This is a genomic window from Variovorax sp. P4_D9 (assembly GCF_056401695.1).
Map to the genome: position 1 here is coordinate 1 of NZ_JBFUIU010000073.1, position 20,362 is coordinate 20,362.

The 20,362-nt window shown below is 64.4% G+C and carries 16 protein-coding genes; 5 read left to right on the forward strand and 11 right to left on the reverse strand.

The features are described from left to right. From AC1DY5_RS10870 to mdlC, 3 genes are all read right to left on the reverse strand, one after another. Positions 1-685: Bug family tripartite tricarboxylate transporter substrate binding protein (locus AC1DY5_RS10870; protein ID WP_478111294.1), on the reverse strand; the 685-nt coding region annotated here is incomplete at its 3' end. An 80-nt stretch (positions 686-765) separates the two neighbouring features. Continuing rightward, positions 766-2,214, reverse strand: a complete 1,449-nt coding sequence (locus tag AC1DY5_RS10875) for an aldehyde dehydrogenase (RefSeq protein WP_478111295.1) — start codon at positions 2,212-2,214, stop codon at positions 766-768. Between the two features lie 59 nt (positions 2,215-2,273). Continuing rightward, the gene (gene mdlC, locus AC1DY5_RS10880; RefSeq protein WP_478111296.1) at positions 2,274-3,893 is read right to left on the reverse strand and encodes a benzoylformate decarboxylase; all 1,620 of its coding nucleotides are present in this window, start codon (positions 3,891-3,893) and stop codon (positions 2,274-2,276) included. A gap of 120 nt (positions 3,894-4,013) precedes the next feature. Between mdlC and AC1DY5_RS10885 the strand changes: the two genes are divergently transcribed. From AC1DY5_RS10885 to AC1DY5_RS10895, 3 genes are all read left to right on the forward strand, one after another. Further along, positions 4,014-4,922: a LysR family transcriptional regulator gene (locus AC1DY5_RS10885; protein ID WP_478111297.1), complete on the forward strand. Its 909-nt coding sequence runs from the start codon at positions 4,014-4,016 to the stop codon at positions 4,920-4,922. A gap of 687 nt (positions 4,923-5,609) precedes the next feature. Beyond that, positions 5,610-5,867, forward strand: a complete 258-nt coding sequence (locus AC1DY5_RS10890) for a hypothetical protein (RefSeq protein WP_478111298.1) — start codon at positions 5,610-5,612, stop codon at positions 5,865-5,867. Positions 5,868-5,987: 120 nt separating this feature from the next. Continuing rightward, a complete protein-coding gene (locus AC1DY5_RS10895) occupies positions 5,988-8,705 on the forward strand; it encodes an MGH1-like glycoside hydrolase domain-containing protein (protein ID WP_478111299.1) in 2,718 nt (905 codons plus the stop codon). A gap of 481 nt (positions 8,706-9,186) precedes the next feature. On the opposite strand, the gene AC1DY5_RS10900 is transcribed toward AC1DY5_RS10895, so the two are convergent. Beyond that, positions 9,187-10,536, reverse strand: a complete 1,350-nt coding sequence (locus AC1DY5_RS10900) for a carotenoid oxygenase family protein (RefSeq protein WP_478111300.1) — start codon at positions 10,534-10,536, stop codon at positions 9,187-9,189. A gap of 107 nt (positions 10,537-10,643) precedes the next feature. Here AC1DY5_RS10900 and AC1DY5_RS10905 point away from each other — a divergent pair, with 107 nt between their 5' ends. Continuing rightward, a complete protein-coding gene (locus tag AC1DY5_RS10905) occupies positions 10,644-11,225 on the forward strand; it encodes a TetR/AcrR family transcriptional regulator (protein ID WP_478111301.1) in 582 nt (193 codons plus the stop codon). Positions 11,226-11,737: 512 nt separating this feature from the next. On the opposite strand, the gene AC1DY5_RS10910 is transcribed toward AC1DY5_RS10905, so the two are convergent. Then, positions 11,738-12,760, reverse strand: coding sequence for a Bug family tripartite tricarboxylate transporter substrate binding protein (locus AC1DY5_RS10910; protein ID WP_478111302.1), 1,023 nt, complete (start codon positions 12,758-12,760; stop codon positions 11,738-11,740). 17 nt (positions 12,761-12,777) lie between these two features. Further along, positions 12,778-14,211 carry an NAD-dependent succinate-semialdehyde dehydrogenase gene (locus AC1DY5_RS10915; protein ID WP_478111303.1) on the reverse strand — a complete coding sequence of 478 codons (1,434 nt, stop codon included), beginning with the start codon at positions 14,209-14,211 and terminating at the stop codon, positions 12,778-12,780. 117 nt (positions 14,212-14,328) lie between these two features. Between AC1DY5_RS10915 and AC1DY5_RS10920 the strand changes: the two genes are divergently transcribed. After that, a complete protein-coding gene (locus tag AC1DY5_RS10920; RefSeq protein WP_478111304.1) occupies positions 14,329-14,988 on the forward strand; it encodes a MarR family winged helix-turn-helix transcriptional regulator in 660 nt (219 codons plus the stop codon). Here the strand turns inward: AC1DY5_RS10920 and AC1DY5_RS10925 are convergent. The 5 genes from AC1DY5_RS10925 to AC1DY5_RS10945 all read right to left on the reverse strand — a co-directional run. Further along, positions 14,956-16,599, reverse strand: coding sequence for a GMC family oxidoreductase (locus AC1DY5_RS10925; protein ID WP_478111305.1), 1,644 nt, complete (start codon positions 16,597-16,599; stop codon positions 14,956-14,958). The genes AC1DY5_RS10920 and AC1DY5_RS10925 overlap by 33 nt on opposite strands. Then, positions 16,596-17,543: a hydroxymethylglutaryl-CoA lyase gene (locus AC1DY5_RS10930; RefSeq protein WP_478111306.1), complete on the reverse strand. Its 948-nt coding sequence runs from the start codon at positions 17,541-17,543 to the stop codon at positions 16,596-16,598. The genes AC1DY5_RS10925 and AC1DY5_RS10930 overlap by 4 nt, the downstream gene beginning before the upstream one ends. Before the next feature lie 17 nt (positions 17,544-17,560). Next, positions 17,561-19,186: an AMP-binding protein gene (locus AC1DY5_RS10935; protein ID WP_478111307.1), complete on the reverse strand. Its 1,626-nt coding sequence runs from the start codon at positions 19,184-19,186 to the stop codon at positions 17,561-17,563. Continuing rightward, positions 19,183-19,941 carry an enoyl-CoA hydratase/isomerase family protein gene (locus AC1DY5_RS10940; RefSeq protein ID WP_478111308.1) on the reverse strand — a complete coding sequence of 253 codons (759 nt, stop codon included), beginning with the start codon at positions 19,939-19,941 and terminating at the stop codon, positions 19,183-19,185. The genes AC1DY5_RS10935 and AC1DY5_RS10940 overlap by 4 nt, the downstream gene beginning before the upstream one ends. A gap of 10 nt (positions 19,942-19,951) precedes the next feature. Continuing rightward, a partial coding sequence (locus tag AC1DY5_RS10945; RefSeq protein ID WP_478111309.1) for a CoA transferase occupies positions 19,952-20,362 on the reverse strand: 411 nt, incomplete at its 5' end.

The following is a 20,362-nucleotide window of genomic DNA, read 5'->3' on the forward strand; positions in this document are numbered from 1 at the left end:
TGCCGGCCTTGATGTGTGGCATCGCCACGCCCGGATCGAACAGGAAATCGATCTGACCAGCCAGCAGGTCGGTAAGCGCCGGCGCCGCGCCCCGATAGGGCACATGGGTCGCGAACACGCCCGCCTGGGACTTCATCATCTCGGTTGCGAGATGTGGCGAACTGCCGTTACCTGGCGAGCCGAACGAAAGCTTGCCGGGATTCGACTTCATGTACGCCAGGAACTCCTTCGCATCCTTGGCAGGAAACGACGGCTGCGTGACAAGGAACACCAGCACACGCGCGGCCGAGGCGACTGGCACCAGATCCTTTGTCGGGTCGAATGGCATCTTGGGATAGATGTGCGGGTTGACCGACACCATGCCGCCCGAGCTCATCAGCAGGGTGTAGCCATCAGGCGCCGACTTGGCCACTGCTTCGCCGCCGATGTTGCCGCCGGCACCGCTCTTGTTTTCGACAACGACAGGTTGTCCGAGTGCTTCCTGCAGGGGCTGCGTCATCGACCGCGCTATCTGGTCCGCAGCGCCGCCGGGAGGAAAGTTGACGACGATCTTGATCGGCATGGACGGCCAGGCCTGGGATAAGGCCGCAGTGGGTATGGCCAAGGCCGCTGCCATGGCGAGCGCCGCCGCGGCCCGCCAGCTGGACGCCGGGGAGGACCACATGCGGGGATGGTTGGGTGTCATTTGTTGTCTCCAAGGAATTTGTAGGTGCGTGCCCTACCCCACCCGCCATCGTGGCGGGGCGTAATGAGGCCGCAGGCAGATCAGAACGGGTAGTGGCGCTCGGTCGTCTGGACCGTGATCCAGCGCAGTTCGGTGAACGCATCGATGCCGGCCTTGCCGCCGAAGTGACCGATGCCGCTGCCTTTGACCCCACCGAAAGGCATCTGCGCCTCGTCATGGACCGTGGGACCGTTGATATGGCAGATGCCGGACTCGATTCGGCTTGCGACCTGGAATGCGCGTGCAATGTCCCGGCCGAAGACCGCAGCCGCGAGGCCGAATTCGTTGTCGTTCGCGCAGGCCACCGCTTCCTCGACGCCACGGACGCGAACGATGCCCTTGACCGGCCCGAACGCCTCTTCATGGAAGATGCGCATTTCCGACGTGACATGGTCGATCAGCGTGGCGGGCACCAGGGTGCTGGAAGCCTTTTCCCCCAGGACCAACTTGGCGCCTTTCGCGATCGCGTCGTCGATCAGGGCGTTGCAGCGATGTGCGGTGCTCATGTCGACTACCGAACCCAATACCACCGGGCCCTGGCGCGGGTCGCCCAACGGCAGGCTGGCGGCACGCGCACTCAGCTTGGCGACGAACTCGTCGGCGATGCTGGCATCCACCACGATACGCTCAGTCGACATGCAGATCTGACCGGAGTTGGCGAAAGCGCCGAAGACTGCAGCATCGACAGCGGCATCAACATCCGCATCGTCCAGCACCACCAGCGGCGCCTTGCCGCCGAGTTCGAGCACGACCGGCTTGAGATACCTAGCGCACGTCGCTGCGATCAGCTTGCCCACATGCGTGGAGCCGGTGAAGTTCACGCGCCGCACGGCGGGATGCGAGACCATGGCTTCCACCACGGCAGCCGCATCGGCGGGGGCATTGGTCACGAAATTGACGACGCCCTTGGGCAGCCCGGCTTCCTGCAGCGCTTCTATGATCAAGCCATGCGTGGCGGGGCAAATTTCGCTGCCCTTGAGGATGACCGTGTTGCCGCACGCCAGCGGCGTGGCAATGGCACGAACCGCCAAGATGATGGGTGCGTTCCACGGTGCGATGCCCAGCACGACACCGGCGGGCTGGCGCACGGCCATTGCCAGATTCCCCGGCACGTCAGAGGGAATGATCTCGCCATTGATCTGGGTCGTGAGCGAAGCGGCTTCCAGTAGCATGCCGGCCGCCAGATGGACGTTGAACCCCGCCCAAATGGCCGAAGCACCGGTCTCGGATGCCACGGCAGCAGCAAACGCGGTCCCCTTGGCTTCCAACGCGCCGGCAGCCTTCATCAGCAGCGCGCGCCGCTCGCTCGGGCCGGTGAGCGACCAGGTCTTGAAGGCTTCGGCTGCGGCCTCGACCGCTGCGATCGCATCTTCGGCTGTCGCGGCGGGGGCGATGGTTGCGACACTGCCGTCGAGCGGGTTGCGCCGCTCGAAGGTGGCGCCGTTGCGAGCCTGGGCCTGCTCGCCGTTGATCAGCATGAAAATCTTCATCTGTTTGTCTCCGGATGGTTGGTGAAAAGGTTGGGATGTCGAAAAGTGAAAGCGACCGTCTATGCGACCTGCACTTCCACCACGTAGGGCACGCCGCTTTCAAGTGCTTGAGTCAGTGCGGAACGAAGCTCGGAAGCGCTGGTTACGCGTTGAGCTGCGCAGCCCATTCCGGTGGCCAGGGACGGGAAGTCGATGTCGGGCAAGTCAGTGCCCTGGACGACGTCGCTGGCTGAGAAGCCAAACACAGGCGCGAAGTCCTGCAAGGCGGCATAGCGACGGTTGTTAAGGATGACGAAGGTGATCGGCAGCTTGAGTTGCGCTGCAGTCCACAGCGCCTGGATCGAATACATGCTGGAGCCGTCACCGATGAGGGAGATGACCCGGCTTGCGGGCTTGCCGAGCGCGACGCCCACTGCCGCTGGCATGCCGTAGCCCAGGCCGCCGCTATCCATCGTGTAGAAGGTCTCGCTGCGGGTGATCGGCAGATACGACTGCATCACGGGCCGCGCACTGGGCGCTTCCTCTACGACGATGTCCTCCGCTTTGCGAACCTGCGCCAGCGTCTGGAGCACGTAGGCCACCGACATGAGATCGGAAGCTTCGGCCGTCACAGGTGTCGCCCTGAGTGCGGGTGCATCGCGTACCTGGGACGGCGGTTGCGCCAGAAGATCCAGCACGCCGAGACGAATGCTGCCCACGGCCGTCGTTCCCAGCGGGGTCCACGCCGCGGTATCCGGGTCTTCGGTCAACTGGCAGAGCGAGGCGCCTTTCGGGATGTGAGGGCCGGCACCCTCCACATGGTACGCAAAGGCAGGTGCGCCCACCGCAAGGATCAAGTCATGCCCGGCCAGCAATTCGACGATCCTTTCCCGCATTGCGGGCAGAAAACCTGCGAAGAGGTGGTGGTCTTCGGGGAAGCTGCAGCGCCCGGACATCGGCGCACCCCACACACGGGCGTTGTGCAGTTCGGCCAGTTGGATGACCTCGTTCCATGCGTTGTCACGATCGACGGCTGCGCCAACCACGATGGCCGGACGTTCGCTGGCATTGAGCGCATCGGCGATCTTCGCAATGACGGACGGCTGCGCGCGCAATTCTGTGCTGACCACGCGGCTGGGCACGTACTCGGCAGGCTGGTCCCAGTCGTCGACCGGAACCGATACCAGCACCGGGCCGCGCGGCGGCATCATGGCGATGTAGTACGCCCGGGCGATGGCCAGCGGCACATCCTGAGCGCGCGCCGGCTCGATGCTCCATTTCACATAGGGCTTTGGCAACTCGGTGGCCTGCGCGGAGGACAGGAATGGGTCAAACGGCAGGATCGAGCGCGCTTGCTGGCCGGCGGTGATCACCATCGGCGTGCGGTTCTTGTGGGCGGTGAATATGTTGCCCATGGCGTTGCCGACGCCCGCTGCGGAATGCAGGTTTACGAAGGACGCGTTGCGGGTGGATTGGGCAAAGCCGTCAGCCATACCGACTACGGTGGCTTCCTGTAGGCCCAGCACGTAGCGAAAGTCGGAGGGGAAGTCGCGGAACATCGGGAGCTCGGTCGACCCCGGATTGGCGAAAACCGACGTCATGCCAAAGCGGCGCATCAGATCGACGACAGCGTCGCGAACGGTGACGGTGGTGGGCTTGTCTTGGGTTTCGACAACCGCGAGAGGTACAGGTCCGGTCATTTCATGCTTTCTTGCTGCGCGCCGCGAGAGCCGCTAGCGCTTGTCTGGCTGAGCGCAAGTATTGAACTTCTAGACCTTCTGGAAAATTGCCTTTTCAAGAAAAAGTCATTACCGTGACGCATGCCTTTCGATCTTCAGCATCTCGTCGCTTTCAACGCAATCGTTTCGTCGGGAAGCCTTGGTCGAGCGGCCGGCGCACTGAACGTGACGCAACCCGCTCTCAGCCGCACGATTCGCAGGCTCGAGGAGCAGGCGGGCGCGCCTTTGTTCGAGCGTCACTCGAAGGGGATGCAATTAACGGATGTGGGACGCGCGCTGCTCCCCCACGCGCTCCTCTTGCAACGCGAGTCGGAGCATGCGAACGAAGAAATCAAGGCGATGCTGGGCTTGGCAAAAGGCACCATCCGTGTCGGTGCCGTGGGCAGCATCGCCTGCCTGGTGCTCCCGCTGGCTATCGGAAGCACCTGCAACAGGTGGCCGAATCTGCAGGTCCAGATCATCGAAGGGGTGTGGGATCGGCTGGCAGACGCGCTTGTCTCACACGAAATCGATCTGGCGTTGGGAGTCGACATCGAGGACACTGACGAAATCGTTGCCGTCAAGGATTGCCGGTGGGAGGACACCAGCTACGTGGTTGCGGGCCGGCGCCACCCGCTGCGCAAGAAGCCAAAGCTCACGCTCGCGGACACACTTCAAGAGCGTTGGGCCATCCTGCCGAAGGGGACCGGACCTTTCGAGCACATGAAGAAGGTGTTTGCCCGACAGAGCCTGGCGTTGCCCAACGTCGTGGTCGAAACCCGCTCCGTCACCGCACTCAAGAGCTTGATTGGTCGCTCGGGCTTCCTTGGCTGGATGCCCGAGCCCATGTACGACGCCGAACGCAAGGCTGGGCTCATCGACGCCTTGCAGATCCCAGGCGCCAGCGACAAGAGAACGCTGACCGCGTTCCGTCGAAGGGCCGGTATGTTGCCCGGTCCTTCGGTCAAACTCCTTGAAGAACTGCGCGCCCTGACGACGCAACGGCCCTAAACCGTTCGGCGTGGGTACTGGCGGTCAGATATTCGGGGCCGGCAGCGCCCGCAACATTGCTGCCATCGACAGGCCCATCCCAAGCTATTTGACGAGCGCTCACGCAGGCACGGAAGGCCGCTCTTGCCCTCATACCTGTCGTTGGCCTGACAACGGCGACGGACTGCAACGGGCCCTGCCCTGCCTTTCGCCAGCGCATTCCGTACAGCGGGTACGCAGCGGTTGCGGTCCTTCCCTGTCGCCCGGCGAACTCACGCTGTAAGCCGCATTCCTGTCATCCCGGTGCCATGGAGATTTCAGCATCGACGGCCGGTTTCAAGGTGGTGCAGACGTAGCCGTTGCCGTCGCACAAGCTGGACCCCGCCTCTGCGCCAAGGCCCATCGAATGGCAGCTATCCAATCAGCCGGAGTGGAACTCCGGGCCCATCAGCGACATTGATTGCTCGGAATTCGGCTCCGCGAAGCAGTCGCTCGCGCAGCTCTGCGGCACGGTGCGTCTGAAAGGCGCGCTTTGCGACGTCGAGCCAAGACGCCGCGATATACATTTCGAGTTCCTAAAGCGGGTTTGGAAAGTTCCACTCTCGCACATCGATGCCCTTCGATGCCCTTCGATGCTCGAAGGCCGCACCACCGTGAAGAGGGTGGTGTCAATACCCTCGGACCGAAGGCGACGGTCATTGCCCCCAATTGATCGCCGCAAAGCGGTCGCTCTGCCAAGCCGGATCGCCGATGCGATTCCCAGATCCAGCGCGGCGCTCCCGGCCGTCCCACCAGCTGCTCCTGCACGACGATGCGCAGCGCGAGCGCCACGGTCGCGCCCAGGGCTTGCCGGATACGAAGGTCGGAGCCTTGCCACAGGCGCTGTATGACGAAACGAAGAAGGGCGGCTGGATCGTCATCAGCATGAGGGACGACTGGAAGCGGAACTTTTCGTTTGATGCATGACGATCGTGCCCGACCGGCACGCGCGCACCGATCGATGCGGCCTTCCGGTGCGGCGCCCCATTTCGGGACACGCCGCGGCAGTTGGTGCATGATTCGACGCCTCAACGAGGGAAGAACCCATTGGCCGACTCACTCGCACCCACCGAAGAAGAGAAACGCCTGACCGAAGCGCGCGAGAACCAGGTGCCATGGCGTCGCTTCGGGCCTTACGTGAGCGAGCGCCAGTGGGGCACGGTGCGCGAGGACTACAGCGCGGGCGGCGACGCGTGGGAGAGCTTCAGCCACGACCAGGCGCGTTCGCGCGCCTATCGCTGGGGCGAGGACGGCATCGCGGGCGTCTGCGACGACCAGCAGCACTTGTGCTTCGCGCTGGCGCTGTGGAATGGGGCTGACCCCATCCTGAAAGAGCGGATGTTCGGCCTCACCGGCAACGAAGGCAATCACGGCGAAGACGTGAAGGAGTACTACTTCTACCTCGACAACCTGCCGAGCCACGCGTACATGAAGTACCTGTACAAGTACCCGCAGCAGGCCTATCCGTACGAGCAACTGCGGGCGGAGAACCGCCGTCGCGGCCGCCACGATCCGGAGTACGAACTGCTGGACACCGGCATCTTCGACGAGAACCGCTACTTCGACGTCTTTGTGGAATACGCGAAGGACGGCCCGAACGACATGCTGGTCCGCATCACCGCGTTCAATCGCGGTCCGGACGCGGCGCCGCTGGACTTGTTGCCAACGCTCTGGTTTCGCAATGACTGGTCGTGGTCCGGCAAGAAGCCCAAGCCACTCTTGGCGCGCGATCCCACGCGGGCGCACGCGATCGCCGCGACGCACGTCGCCATGGAACCCTACTGGCTCTACTGCCAGCCATCCGACGACCTGCTCTTCACCGAGAACGAAAGCAACACGGCCCGACTCTGGGGGCAGCCCACGGTCGGCTTCGTCAAGGATGCCTTCGACGAATTCGTAGTCCACCGGCGCGCCGAGGCAGTGAACCGCGCAGACGTCGGCACCAAGGCCGCACCGCTCTACCGCCGCACGGTGCAGCCGGGTCAAAGCTGCGTGATCAAGCTGCGCCTGTCGAACGACGGCAAGCCTGGCGACGCGCTCGGCAGCGGCTTCGATGCCCTGTTCGCGCGCCGGATCGAGGAGGCCGATGCCTTCTACCAGCGCATCACGCCGTTCGACCTGCCGGCGGACACGCGCAACGTCCAGCGCCAGGCCTTCGCGGGCATGCTGTGGAGCAAGCAGTACTACCACTTCGTGGTCGACCACTGGTTGCAGGGCGACAAGTTGCAGCCGCCGCCACCGGAGCAGCGCAAGCAGGGGCGCAATCACGAATGGACGCATCTGGCGACGGGTGACGTGCTGTCGATGCCCGACAAGTGGGAGTACCCGTGGTTCGCCGCCTGGGACATGGCCTTCCATTGCGTGGCCTTCGCGATGATCGACGCCGATTTCGCGAAGGACCAGCTGTTGCTCCTGACGCGCGAGTGGTACATGCACCCGAACGGCCAGATCCCGGCCTACGAATGGGCCTTCGGCGACGTGAATCCGCCGGTGCATGCCTGGGCGGCTATCCGCATCTGCCAGATCGAGCAGAAGATGACGGGCCGGATGGACACGGTCTTTCTCGAACGGATCTTCCGCAAGCTGCTGATCAACTTCACCTGGTGGGTCAACCGCAAGGACCAGGAAGGCAACAACCTCTTCGAGGGCGGCTTCCTTGGCCTGGACAACATCGGCGCTTTCGACCGCACCTCCGGACTTCCAGGCGGCGGCCACCTCGAGCAGGCCGATGGCACCAGCTGGATGGCGACCTACTGCCTGAACATGCTCAACGTCGCGCTGGTGCTGGCCTTCGAGAATCCGACATACGAAGACGTGGCGACGAAGTTCTTCGAGCACTTCGTCTACATCGGCGACGCGCTGAACCGCGTCGGAGGCAAGAGAGAGGGCCTCTGGGACGACGAGCGCGGCTACTACTTCGACGTGCTGCTGTTGCCCGACGGGCGCCGCTTTCCGGTCGGTGCCTACACAGTCGCGGGCCTGGTGCCGTTGTTCGCGATCGCGGTCGGCGACCGCGACATGCTCGACAGCCTCGGCGACTACGATCGGCGCTATCAGTGGTTCGCCGACAACCGTCCCGAGTTGCTCGGCAACCTGGCCGACATGACCCATGTCGGCGTGCACGAACGCACGCGGCTCGCGCTGGTGGACACCGACAAGCTCGCGCGCCTTCTCGAGATCGTGCTGGACGAGTCACACCTGTTGAGCCCGCACGGCATCCGCTCGGTCTCGAAGACCCATGCGCAGAACCCTTGCCTGCTGGCCATCGACGGCCAGACCTTCACCCTCGACTACGAGCCGGCGGAATCGACCAGCGGCATGTTCGGCGGCAACTCCAACTGGCGCGGCCCGGTCTGGTTTCCCCTCAACTYCCTCCTGATCGAGGCGCTGCAGAAACACCACTACTTCCTGGGCGACGAGTTCAAGGTGCCCGGGCCAGCGCGCACCGGCCACTCACTGACGCTATGGGAGGTGACCACCGACCTGTCGGAACGCCTCATCAAGATCTTCCTGCGCGACAACAACGGCCGGCGTCCATCGAACGGGCGCTTCGACAAGTTCAACAGCGACCCGCACTGGCAAGACCTTCTGCTCTTCTACGAATACTTTGATGGCGACAGCGGCGCCGGCCTCGGCGCGAGCCACCAGACCGGCTGGACCGGATTGGTTGCCAAGCTGATCCGCCAGCACGGCGAATACGCGCTGAAAGACAAGGGCAGCAAGGTGGACGAGGACCAGCACTTCATGTCTAAACCAAATGCATGAGGATTGACGCGATCACCGGCCACGTGCGATTCCGGTATCAGGGCTGAGGGGACAGGTGGGCCTCAACGCGACCACGTACGTGAAGCCAAGTGCCCGCCGGGATAGCAGGCTCGGCCCGGGGCTGGCAAATTGGCAGTCTTCTTCCAAGGAGTCCATATGCGCCTCTCGACTTCAACTGTCCGCGCCAGCGCCGTGGTCCTGTCATGCATGGCGACACCATTGCTTGCGCAAAACCTGCCCGCCATACCTCCACTTCAAACTCAAGGAGTCGCGAGTGGTTTCGGCGACCGCCGTCATTCAGCGGCTGAATATGAAGGACGGCAGTCAGTCTTTCTCTGCCGTAGGCCCTCGTGGTTCGCTCGGCGCTGATCGGCCATCAACGGGCGTTCCCTGTTCGCCGATTGTGGCCGCTCGACAGTCTGTTTCTCTCTCGACAGCGAACATCGACTCGCTCTTCGCCCGCCGATGAGTGGCAGGCGCGTCAGACCACCAACTCAGCATCCGCGGCCCAGCCGCCATGGAAGCCGAAGGGCACGCGCACCGGCAAGTGAATTGTCGCAACAGGGTCGCCCGCGAAGTCCTGTGCATCCAGGATGACCACATCGTTGAGGTTCCGCTTCGCGTCGTACACATAGGACATGACCCAGCCGTCGTCCTCCGCGACTGAACCGCGGCGCCGTACGAAAACCGGCTCCAGGGTCATGCGCCCGTCGCCGAAGTCATGCTCTTCCGAGGTCCCGCGTTGCATGTCGTGCTTGCGGGCAGGACCGAATGCGACGCCGTCGCCCCAATGAGCCGTGTAGGCGAATTGATAGTCCTGACCTGCGAAGCGGCCGTTGATCCGGGGAAACTCATTGCCACGCTCGTCGATGACCCGCTCGGTCAGGCGGCCGTTTCGGCGATCCAGCGTCCAACGAACGAGCACCGGCGCACCCTCATTGGGCCCGTTCTGATCGAGGTCGAACATGCGCGGGTGCCGCACCAAGTCGACGATCGCGAGATCGCCCTCGTCGTAGGCGTTGACGAAGTGGAAGACGAAGCAACGGGGCGCCTCGAACCACTGCAGGCGCGACACGTCGCCGTTGCGTGGCAGCAGGCCGATCCGAGACTCGCGAGCTTCGTCCCAGATCCACGGGAAGGCGGTGTGCGCGCTCTCCGGCTGGAAGGTCGCGGGAAAATCGGGGACCACGATGAATTTCGCCGTGAAGGCAACATCGTGGATCAGCGGAATATGCGGCAGATCGATGCGCGCCTTGGTGGTGGCACGACCGTCCTGATCGACCGAGATATACCGCACCGGCTCGCCCGGTTCGTAGGCCAGCGCGTGCTGCTCGCCGGTGAGGGGATCGAACTTGGGGTGACCAGTGAAGCCGGTTTCCAGCGTCCCGTCGAAGTCAGAGCGCGCGTTGCTTTCCAGCTCGTAGCTGAGTTCGACCGGCAGGTTGCCTGCTTCGACAACCGCGTAAAGCTTGTGGCCAGCTCGCGTGAGGTTGGTGTTCACGGGGCCGTCGCGGTGCTGGAAGCCAGGTCCGGGTATCGGCTCGCCATTCATCCTCGAGTCCTTCACGAGGCGGCTTCGGTACCAGTCGGCCTTGCCTTCGCGCAGCCGCAAGCCGTGCACCATGCCTGTCGCATCAAACCAGTGGTAGCTCGCCGGATCGGGCGCTGCAGCCGGGTTCGGGCCGATCCGCAGCAGGCGACCGTTGAGTTCCTCGGGGATGGTTCCGGTCACCTTCAAGTTGAAGGCGGTGGTCTCGACCTCGACGGGAGCGAAGTTCCCAGAGAGGTAAGCGCTTCCCGCGGCGGTGTGGTTATGGGGTTCGTAGTTCATTTGAAAGGTCCTACTGAGTGATGTGATAGGTCATCACTTTAACCAGAAAACGCGGCCGCGCGATAGGAAGTTATAATGCATCACATTGAAGCGGGCTATGGCAGGCTATGAGTAACCGACAAGCAACAACCGGCAAAAACGTGCAGGGCCGCACAAGCTACCACCATGGCGATCTCAGACGCGCGCTGCTCGACGCAGCTCGTGAAGAGGTCGCGACAAACGGGGCTCAGGCGCTGACTCTTTCATCCCTTGCGCGAAGAGCGGGGGTCGCCCAGTCGGCGCCCTACCGTCATTTCGCGGACCGGGACGACCTGCTGGTTGCCCTCGCCATGGAAGGATTTCAGGAGTTCTCGGCGGCGCTGCGAAGTGCAGCAGAGGCCGGCCAAGACGATGGCAGTCTGAGCCGCATGGCGGCTGCGTACCTGAAGTTCGGTGAGCGCAACGTGGAGCTCTACAGACTGATGTTCGCTTCGCGCCTGGTTCCGGATTCCCCTGCAGACAGCACGCTCAGCAGAATAGCAAAGGAGAGCTATGAACTGCTCCTCTCAGTTGTGTCCGGCGCCGGTGGGGCCGGCTCGCATCAATCTCCAATGGCAGTGTGGGCGCAGTTGCATGGCCTGGTCATGCTGAAGGCAGACGGCTTCGTTACGCAGGCGCTCAAGAGGATGCTCAAGGAGCTCACGCTTTGACGGTCATCGGATAGGCCTATGCACGATAGGTCAACAACCGTTGTCGGCCCAATAGCCGCCATCCACCTCAAGCAGGGTCGAACGGCCGAGTTGGGCCCTGCCCTGCCTCTCGTCAACGACCGTCGTACGTCAGTTGAGCAGCGATTGCTGTCCTTCCCTGCCGCCCGGCGAACTCACGCTGTGAGGCCGATTCCGGTCATCGAGTTGCCAAGGAGATCCCGGCATCAACGACCGGTCCCAAGGTAGTGCAGACATAGCCGATCGCCGACGCTCACGCGGCCAGCGCGATTCAGATGTCGAAGGCAATCGAGTGGCAGCTTTCCAAACAGCCGGATTTGCAGTCCGGGCCCACTGCTGACTTCCGACTTCGCGCCCTGAACTTCAGCTTGGCAAGTCAAAGCAGCCATTGCCCGTGCGGCCTTCCGCGTGACGGGTTCATGGTGCCAACTTCGCGCGAATTGCGAGTGCCGACTTCCAGGAATCGGGGAATCTGAAGACTCCTCAATACGGTGTCAATCGAGCCGGGCGCCAGATAGCTGCACCTTCTTTGCCGCCAGCTCGCGATCCTTGACGAGGAAATGAGCAAACTCCTGCGGCGAATCAGCCACCGGATCCAGGGCGAAGCCGTCGAGATTGGTTTTCCTGAACTGGTCATCAGAGATGACTTTGCGCACGTCCGCCGCAATCTTCTCCTTGATGTCGCTGGGCAAAGCAGCCGGCGCAATCAGTCCGTAATAGAAGCTCGCTTCCATCCAGGGATAGCCGGCCTGCGCGAAGGTCGGGACGTTGGGCAGGCTAGCGGCGCGCTTGTTCCCGGAAATGGCCAGCACCTTGACCTTCCCGCCTTCCACAAATGGGGTCACCACCGACAGTGCGCCCACAGTCGCCTGGATGTTGCCCCCCAGCATGTCCTGCAACGCAGGTGCCAAGCCCTTGTAGGGCACGTGCACCATGCTCAGTTGGTTCTCCTTCGCGAACCACTCCATCGCCAGGTGCGTCCCGTTCCCGATGCCCGACGAGCCGTAGCTCAACTTGTCGGGATTGGCGCGTACATAGGCGACGAACTCTTTCAGGTTGCCAGCCGGCAAGGTGGCCGGAACAACCAACGCCATGTTGGAGACCGCCACGCGAGTGATCGGCGTGAGATCCTTCTGCGGGCTGTACGGGAGTTTCTGGAAGAGGTAAGGATTCAGCGACATCGTCGGGTCGGTCGCGAGCATCAGGGTGTAGCCGTCGCCGGGAGACCTGGCCACCTGCTGCGCGGCGATCACCTCGTTGCCGCCGGGCTTGTTGTCGACGATGACCTGTTGGTCCCACATGACAGACAGCTTGGCAGCCAAGGCGCGGGCCAGTGCGTCCACCGGGCCGCCGGCCGCATAGGGAACGACCACGCGCACTGGCTTTGTTGGGTAGGTCTGGGCATGGCTTGTCGCAGGCAGTTGGAACCCCAGGGCGCCCAGGGCCAGCACGGCCAGCCTTCTGTTCAAATTCATGATGTCTCCTTTGATGGTGGAGGGCGGCGTGAGCCCACCCATACGATGAAGGCGCCCGCTCAGACGCCCAATTCAGATACGAACTTGGTGGCCAGGTAGGCGTCGAGGCCCTCGGTGCCACCTTCGCTGCCGTAGCCGCTGTCCTTCACGCCGCCGAAAGGCGTCTCGGGCAATGCCAAGCCAAAGTGATTGATCGAAATCATCCCGCTCTCGAGGGCGGCGGCGATGTCGATCGAGGTCTTAAGCGACCTGGTGAAGACGAACGCCGAGAGCCCGAACGGCAGAGCGTTGGCGCGCTTCACGACCTCGTCGAAGGATGAGAAGCGAAACATCGGCGCTATCGGGCCGAAGGGCTCTTCGTAGGCGACGCGCGCATCGTCCGGCACGTCGACCAGCGTGGTCGGCGCGAAGAAGTACCCCGCGTCGCCCATGCGCTCGCCACCTGCAAGCAGCCGCGCTCCTCGCTGGCGCGCGTCCTGTACCAGCAACTCCATGGCTTCGACGCGCGGCCGCTTTGTCAGGGGCCCCATCTGCGTCGCGGGCTCGGATCCCGGGCCCACCACCAGGCGCTTGGAGCGCTCGACGAAGGCCTCGACGAAGCGATCATGAATGTCTTGGTGCAGGTAGAAGCGAGACGGCGCCGCGCAAACCTGGCCAGCATTGCGGTGCTTCAAGGCAACCGCCGCCGCGACAGCGCTCTCCAGATCGGCATCGGCGAACACGATGAAGGGGGCATGCCCGCCCAATTCCATCGTCGCGCGCTTCATGTGCTGCGCCGCCAGGGCGCCCAGCCGCTTGCCGACCGGCACCGATCCGGTGAACGACACTTTGCGAATCACCGGCGAAGGAACGAGGTGCTCCGAGACCTTCTGAGGGTCGCCAAACACCAGGTTGAGCACGCCGCTGGGTACACCTCCATCGACAAAGCAGCGCACCAGCTCGACGCATGATCCCGGCGTCTCCTCCGGGCCTTTGATCACGATCGAGCAGCCTGCCGCCAGCGCACCAGCGATCTTTCGCACCGCCTGGTTGACCGGGAAATTCCAGGGCGTGAAGGCGGCGACCGGACCGACCGGTTCACGCAGCACAGTGGCGCGCACCGACGCCTGCCGCGGCGCAATCACCCGTCCATAGGCGCGGCGTCCTTCTTCGGCATACCACTCGATGTGGTCGGCGGCCGCCTTCGCCTCCATCAATGATTCGGCCAGCGGCTTGCCTTGGTCAAGCGTCATGACCTCGGCAATGCGCTCATGGCGCTCGCGCACCAAGGCGGCCACGCGCCGAAGCGTCAAGTAGCGATCGTGCGCGGAAGTCCGCTTCCACGCCCGAAAGCCGCGCGCCGCTGCCTGCAGCGCACGTTCGAGTTCGGCTGGGCCGGCTAGCGGCAAGTCGGCCAGGGGACGCTCATTCGCGGGGTTCAGCACCTTCAAAGTGCCGCCACTGGCGCGATCGAGCCATTCGCCGTCGATGTAAAGGGCTGGCTGTGTGTACATGGATGTGGTGTCGTTCAGCGGTCTGGAATGGTTTCCAATGTAGACTATCTAGTGGACGACGTCACCTACCTTGACACTATATTTAAATCACCGACCAGCATGCAGAGAGGTACGATCGTGGACAAACGCAACAACCCAAAAGGCACTCACGTGAACGGATCGAAGCGCGCACGCAGTGGCTCGCCCCAAGTGATCACCGACCTACTGTCGTCGCGCCTGCACAACCTGGCTGGACTTTCAGCAGCCAGCGCGTCGTTGCGGGTGCAGCGAAAGTTTGGTCTGACCCTGCTCGAATGGCGATCCATCGGCATGCTGGGCGCCTTTGCGCCGCTGTCGCTGAAGGACCTGGCGCGGCGCGCCGCGCTAGACAAGAGTTACGCCAGTCGCACAGTGTCTGGACTGATCGAGCGCGGTCTGATCGCCAGCGAACGCAATGATGCGGATGGTCGCGGCGTGATGCTGAGCCTGACCAAGGACGGCGAGGCGCTTTACCAGAAGGTCATCGCCGATGCGATCGCGCGCAACGAGCGCCTCCTCAGCCCCTTGAGCGCCGAACAGCGCAAGCAGCTCATGACCATGCTGTCGGCGCTCACTGTCAGCGCCCGCCAGGTTCTCGAGATCGAAGAACGGGCTGCGAACGGCGAGGCGATCGAAGATGAAGCGCCGCCCGCCACGCCGGACAAGGCGGCGTCCAAGTCCGCAGCGCTGCAAGACTTGGATCTGGACGAAATTCGCAAGCTCGCGTCACGCCTCCACCAGCTGGTCGGCGGCGCCTGAGCGCTCGGCTTGTGCGGCGGTCGGCTCGCCACCCAGGAGAAAGTCGGCGCAGCGCTCACCGATCATCACGCAGGGTGCATTGGTATTGCCGCTGACAACGGTCGGCATGATCGATGCATCCGCCACGCGCAGCCGGCCGATCCCACGAACGCGCAGCCGGGCGTCAACGACGGCTAGCGGGTCGTCGCCCATCTTGCAGGTGCCTGACGGGTGATAGACCGTCTTGGCGAAGGCCCGCGCGTGCTGCTCGAGCGCTTCGTCCGACAGCTCCGCGTCCGCGGCCGGCGCCAGCTCGGTGAAGCCCAGTTCACGCAGAGCCGGCGAACGCAGGATGCGCCGCGAAGCCTTCAACCCGCGTACCAGCGCCTCGACGTCCTCGCGGGTCGTCAGGTTGTTGCCGACGAACACCACGCGGTCGGCCGCGTCGGCACTGCGCAACGAAACCTTGCCACGTGAGGTAGGCCGCAGCACGCAAGGATTGATCGAGATGCCGTGGCGCCCCATAGGCTTGCGCTCTTCCGCGCTGACCAGGGCCGGCGTCACATGGATCTGAACATCGGGCCGGCCACTGCCGGCGGTATCGAGGAAGCCGCCGCTTTCCACCACGTTCGAGGTCAGCAGGCCCGAACGCGAAAGCAGGTACTGGAGGCCGTGGCGCATCGCGTGCAGCCCCTTGTTCTGGCCCAGCAGCGAGATCGGCCGCTCGGTGACACCGTAGACCGATGCGGTGATGTGGTCCTGGAAATTCTCGCCAACGCCGGGCAGGTCGCACACGACCGGGATGCCGTGTCGCTCGATCTCGGCCGCATGGCCGATGCCGGACAGCATCAGCAGCTTCGGTGAGCCGAGCGCACCAGCCGACAGGATCACCTCCGCGGCGGCCCGTGCCTCTTGAACCACCCCGCTGCGGTCCGCAAAGCGCACGCCGACGACGTCCCTTCCGTTCATCACCAGTCCGAGCACGCGGCATTGCGTGCGCAGTGTCAGCAGCGGGTTGTCGCGCACCGCCTTCAGATAGGTGGCCGCGGTCGAGCCGCGCCGGCCGTTGAATGTCGTCGTCTGGAAGAACCCGACGCCCTCCTGGTCGCGGCCATTGAAGTCGTCGTTGTACGGGTAGCCCGCCTCCTGTGCTGCTTGCACCCAGGCGCGGCTGAGCGGGTGGCGGTAGCGCGGGTCGGACACCTTGAGGGGGCCACGTGTACCGTGATAGGCGCCGCTCAGCCGCTCGTTGCCTTCGCTACGCCGGAATACCGGCAGCACGTCACTGTATCCCCAGCCTTCGCAGCCGAGATCGCGCCACGTGTCGTAATCCTGCGCCTGCCCTCGGATGTAGAGCATCGCGTTCAGAGACGATCCGCCGCCGAGCGTGCGTCCCTGGGGCACCGTGAGCACGCGGTTGTTGGCGCCCGGCTCCGGCTCGGTTGCGTACATGAAGGAGCGCTTCGTGCCGAGGATACGCACGAATGTCGCAGGGATGTGGATGAACGGATGGTTGTCGGCGGGTCCCTCTTCCAGCAACAGCACGCTACGGCCGGCTGAAACCAGGCGATTGACGATGACGCAGCCAGCAGAACCGCCACCGACGACGATGAAATCGGCATTGAACGTCATGGTGCGCTCCCGATCGTTTGCGTCTGCAGCGGATTGAAGCCGCTGTGAAGCACGCGGCTATGCAGCGGCCGGCCGAGCACGGATTCGCACCATTTGGACGCCTCCATCAGGCCGTCGAGGTCGATCCCGGTGCGCACGCCCATGGACTCCAATAGCCCGACCCAGTCCTCGGTGCAGACGTTGCCGGTGTGGCCGCCGCCGTACTTTACCTTGGCCGGGTGCCCACCTACGCCCCCGATGGCGCAGTCGAAGTGCGTGACACCGGCTTCCAGCGCGGCGACGTAGTTGACCAGGCCGGTGCCGCGCGTGTCATGAAAGTGCGCGATCGGCGTCACGTCGGGAAAGTCCTTGCGCACGACGCCGAACAGCGTGCGCGCCGTCGCGGGTGTGGACATGCCCGTCGTGTCGCCGAGTGTGATGAACTGGACGCCGAGGTCGCGAAAGCGCCCCACGTCGCGCAGGACCTCCTGTGCATCGACCGCGCCTTCGAACGGGCAGCCGAACGCAACCGAAATCGTGCCTACCAAGCGAAAGCGACCGCGCGCCGCCGCGGCCATGTCGGCAATGTTCTGCCACTGCGCCGTGCGGCTGCGCTTCAGGTTGCGCTCGGAGTGCGACTCGGACGCCGAAACCAGCAGGCTGATCTCGTTGGGGCCAATGCCCGCTTCCAGATCTGCCAGCGCGCGCTCGACGGCGTGCACGTTGGCGCAGGTGGCCTTGTACATGACGGCCTCGCGCCTCGGCAGCGCGCGCAGCAGCTCGCTGGCGTCGGCGAACTGAGGCACGACCTTCGGGTTGGAATACGAGGTCGCCTCGACGCGCCCGAAGCCGATCGCCGCGAAGCGATCAACCAGGCGAACCTTGGTCTCGGTCGGCACAAACTCGGGCTCGTGCTGCAGCCCGTCCCGTGCGAAGCATTCGCACAGCACAACGTCGGAATTCATTGAAGTCTCCAGATAGGTCATGGCTTGTCTGAAATGCCGAACGCCGTGATGGCGTGTTCGCGCAGCTTGTTCTTCTGCACCTTGCCGCTGGCCGTCATGCCGATGCGCTCGAAGTCGGACACCACTTGCGCATAACGCGGCGCGCGGAAGTTGGCCATGCGCTGGCGGCCCCATGCGAGCAACTCCTCCACCTCGAGCGTGCTGGCGGGCTTAAGCGTCACGAAGGCTGCCGGCACCTCGCCCAGGCGGGCATCTGGCACGCCGACCACCTGGGCCGAGGCCACTGCCGGATGCGACAACAGCACCTGCTCAACCTCGGCCGGCGCGACGTTCTCGCCGCCGACGCGAAAGACGTCCTTGAGCCGGCCGACGAGCTTGAGCCGCCCGTCCTCGCGCAGTGCACCGAGGTCACCCGTGCGCAGCCAGCCATCGGCCGTGAACGCCTTGGCGTTGGCCTCGGGCTGCTTGTAGTAGCCCTGCATCACGCTCCAGCCGCGCACCTGGATCTCTCCGACTTCCTCGGCCGCGCAAGGGCGATTGCTCGCCTCGTCGACGATCCGTATGTCGACGTCGTCATGGGGCAGCGCGAGGCCGCCGACGCGCAGCGCCTGGTCGTCGCGCCAGTCGTTGATGACGACGTTGGGCGAAGCCTCCGAGAGACCGTAGGCCCAGCAGATGCGCGTGATGCCCATCTCGTTGATGATCCGCTGCATGGTGTCGGGGCCAGCGGCGGCCCATCCGCCACGCAGATGCAGCCGTGCCCGATTGAACGACGGGTGGGCCAGCAGCATCTGGAACAGCGTGTCGTTGCCCGAGATGAACGTGCAGCGTTCCTGTTCCAGCATCTGCAGCGCCGCGCCAGGCTCGAAGGTCGGCAGCGTGGCGATGCAGGCGCCGGCCGACAACGCACACAACAGCGAAAGCGTGGAGCCAGCCACGTGGAAGAAGGGCCGGCAGTTGAAGTAGCGGTCCGCGGCCTCGATGCCGAGCCGCAGGCCCACGGCCGCAGCATTGCGCAGCATGTTGTCATGGGTCAGCATCACGCCTTTTGGATGCGCCGTGGTGCCCGAGGTGAACTGGATCAGCAGCAGGTCCTGAGGCGTCACCGCTCGCATCGCGCTGGCGAGCGACTCGTCCGACACCGCCTCGCCGCCGCGCAGGAAGGCATCCCAGCCGAGCGCAGCGCGCGGCACGTCCGCGCCGATCACGACGACGTCTTGCAGCAGGGGCAGCGCCGGGCCGGGCAGCGCCTCGTCGATCGCCGGCTCGGCCTCGCGAAGGGCACCGATGAAGTCGATCTTCAGGAAGCGGTCGGTCATCATCATCAACCGGACGTCCGATTGCCGCATGCAGTACCCGATCTCGGCCGCCTTGAAGCGGGTGTTGACCGGCACGGTGATCGCACCGATCGATGCCGCGCCGTAAAAGCTTGCGACCCAGTACTCGTCGTTGCCGCACAGCAGGCCGACGAAGTCGCCGCGTTGCACGCCGCGTGCCAGCAATGCCTTGGCGACGCGGCGCGCCTGGGTATCGAGGTCGCGCCAGGTCATCGAGGCCGTCGGCGTGACGATGGCTTGCGCTTGCGAGCGTCGCTCTGCCTGCAGCGCCAGCACCTCGGCCAGGGTTGTCGGTTCCCAGTTCATTTCGTGTCTCCAAAGGAGCCGATGCCGGATCGCCAGTCCGAGCGGGCCAGGTTTTCTTCGATCGCCAAAAGTTCTTCCGCCAGGGCGCCACGCGGGCCCAGCTCGACGCCGCGGTCCATGCAGCGCTTGGCCAGTCGCATCGCCAGCGGCGGGGCCTTGACGATGGCGGCGGTCATTTCCGCGAGCGTGCCTTCGAGCGATGCCGCTGGAACGACCCGCGTCACCAGGCCGGCCTGCATCGCTTCGTCCGCACTCAGGCGCCGGCCGCTGAACATCATGTCCTTGGCCAGCCGCTTTCCGACGATGCGCGAGAGCCGCTGCGTTGCGCCGACGGTTCCCCACTGCGCCTCGGGGGTCCAGAAGCTGGCTTCCTGTGTCGCGACCGCGCAGTCGCAGGCGGAGGTGATTTCCACACCCGAGCCGGCGGCAGCCCCTTCGACCACCGCGATCACCGGCATCGGCAGGCTTTCCAACGCCTCATAGGCGAAAAAGCCGCGCATGCGCCGGGCGAGCACCTGCGTTTCATCCATCGTCTTGCGTTCCTTGAGGTCCGCGCCGGCGCAGAACACGGCACCCTTGGCACGCACCAGCACGACGCGCACGTCGGCGTCGCCAGCCGCCGAACGAGCCGCATTCAGCAGCCCTTCGCACATGGCCAGGTTGAGCGCGTTGCGGCTTTCCGGCCGGTTCAGGGTGATGGTCGCGATGCCGCCCTCGACGGCATACAGCACAGGTTGGTCGCTGGTTTCAATCATGGAGTTCACCTCAAATTGCCTTGAGCTCTCGAAGCTCCTGCAGGCGCTGCGCGCCCAGGCCGAGCCGCTGTTCGAGAACTTCGCTCGTGTGTTCACCGAGCATCGGGGGGCACCCGACGGCCGGGTTGTCCCAGCCGTCGAAGCGAAGCGGGACCGGCAGCGCTGGAAACGAACCGATCACCGGGTGGTCGAAGCTCCCCACCATGCCGCGTGCTTTCACATGTGGGTCCGACAGCACCTCGTCAACGGACTTGATCGGTCCAGCCGGTACGGCGACGGCGTCCAACGCCTCGCATACGTCATCCCGCGGGCGTGTCGCGATCGCCTGCGCAAGTCGCTGCATCACCTCGTCGCGACGACGCAGGCGCCCGATGTTGGTCGCGAGCTCCAGGTCGGCGCCCCAGTCTGCCAAGCCCAGCAC

Coding starts and splice junctions, on each gene's coding strand:
- AC1DY5_RS10905 (WP_478111301.1), top strand. CDS start 10,644: ATGAGTAACCGACAAGCAACAACCGGCAAAAACGTGCAGGGCCGCACA.
- AC1DY5_RS10910 (WP_478111302.1), bottom strand. CDS start 12,760: ATGGGTGGGCTCACGCCGCCCTCCACCATCAAAGGAGACATCATGAAT.
- AC1DY5_RS10885 (WP_478111297.1), top strand. CDS start 4,014: ATGCCTTTCGATCTTCAGCATCTCGTCGCTTTCAACGCAATCGTTTCG.
- AC1DY5_RS10900 (WP_478111300.1), bottom strand. CDS start 10,536: ATGAACTACGAACCCCATAACCACACCGCCGCGGGAAGCGCTTACCTC.
- mdlC (WP_478111296.1), bottom strand. CDS start 3,893: ATGACCGGACCTGTACCTCTCGCGGTTGTCGAAACCCAAGACAAGCCC.
- AC1DY5_RS10875 (WP_478111295.1), bottom strand. CDS start 2,214: ATGAAGATTTTCATGCTGATCAACGGCGAGCAGGCCCAGGCTCGCAAC.
- AC1DY5_RS10940 (WP_478111308.1), bottom strand. CDS start 19,941: ATGATTGAAACCAGCGACCAACCTGTGCTGTATGCCGTCGAGGGCGGC.
- AC1DY5_RS10935 (WP_478111307.1), bottom strand. CDS start 19,186: ATGAACTGGGAACCGACAACCCTGGCCGAGGTGCTGGCGCTGCAGGCA.
- AC1DY5_RS10915 (WP_478111303.1), bottom strand. CDS start 14,211: ATGTACACACAGCCAGCCCTTTACATCGACGGCGAATGGCTCGATCGC.
- AC1DY5_RS10925 (WP_478111305.1), bottom strand. CDS start 16,599: ATGACGTTCAATGCCGATTTCATCGTCGTCGGTGGCGGTTCTGCTGGC.
- AC1DY5_RS10930 (WP_478111306.1), bottom strand. CDS start 17,543: ATGAATTCCGACGTTGTGCTGTGCGAATGCTTCGCACGGGACGGGCTG.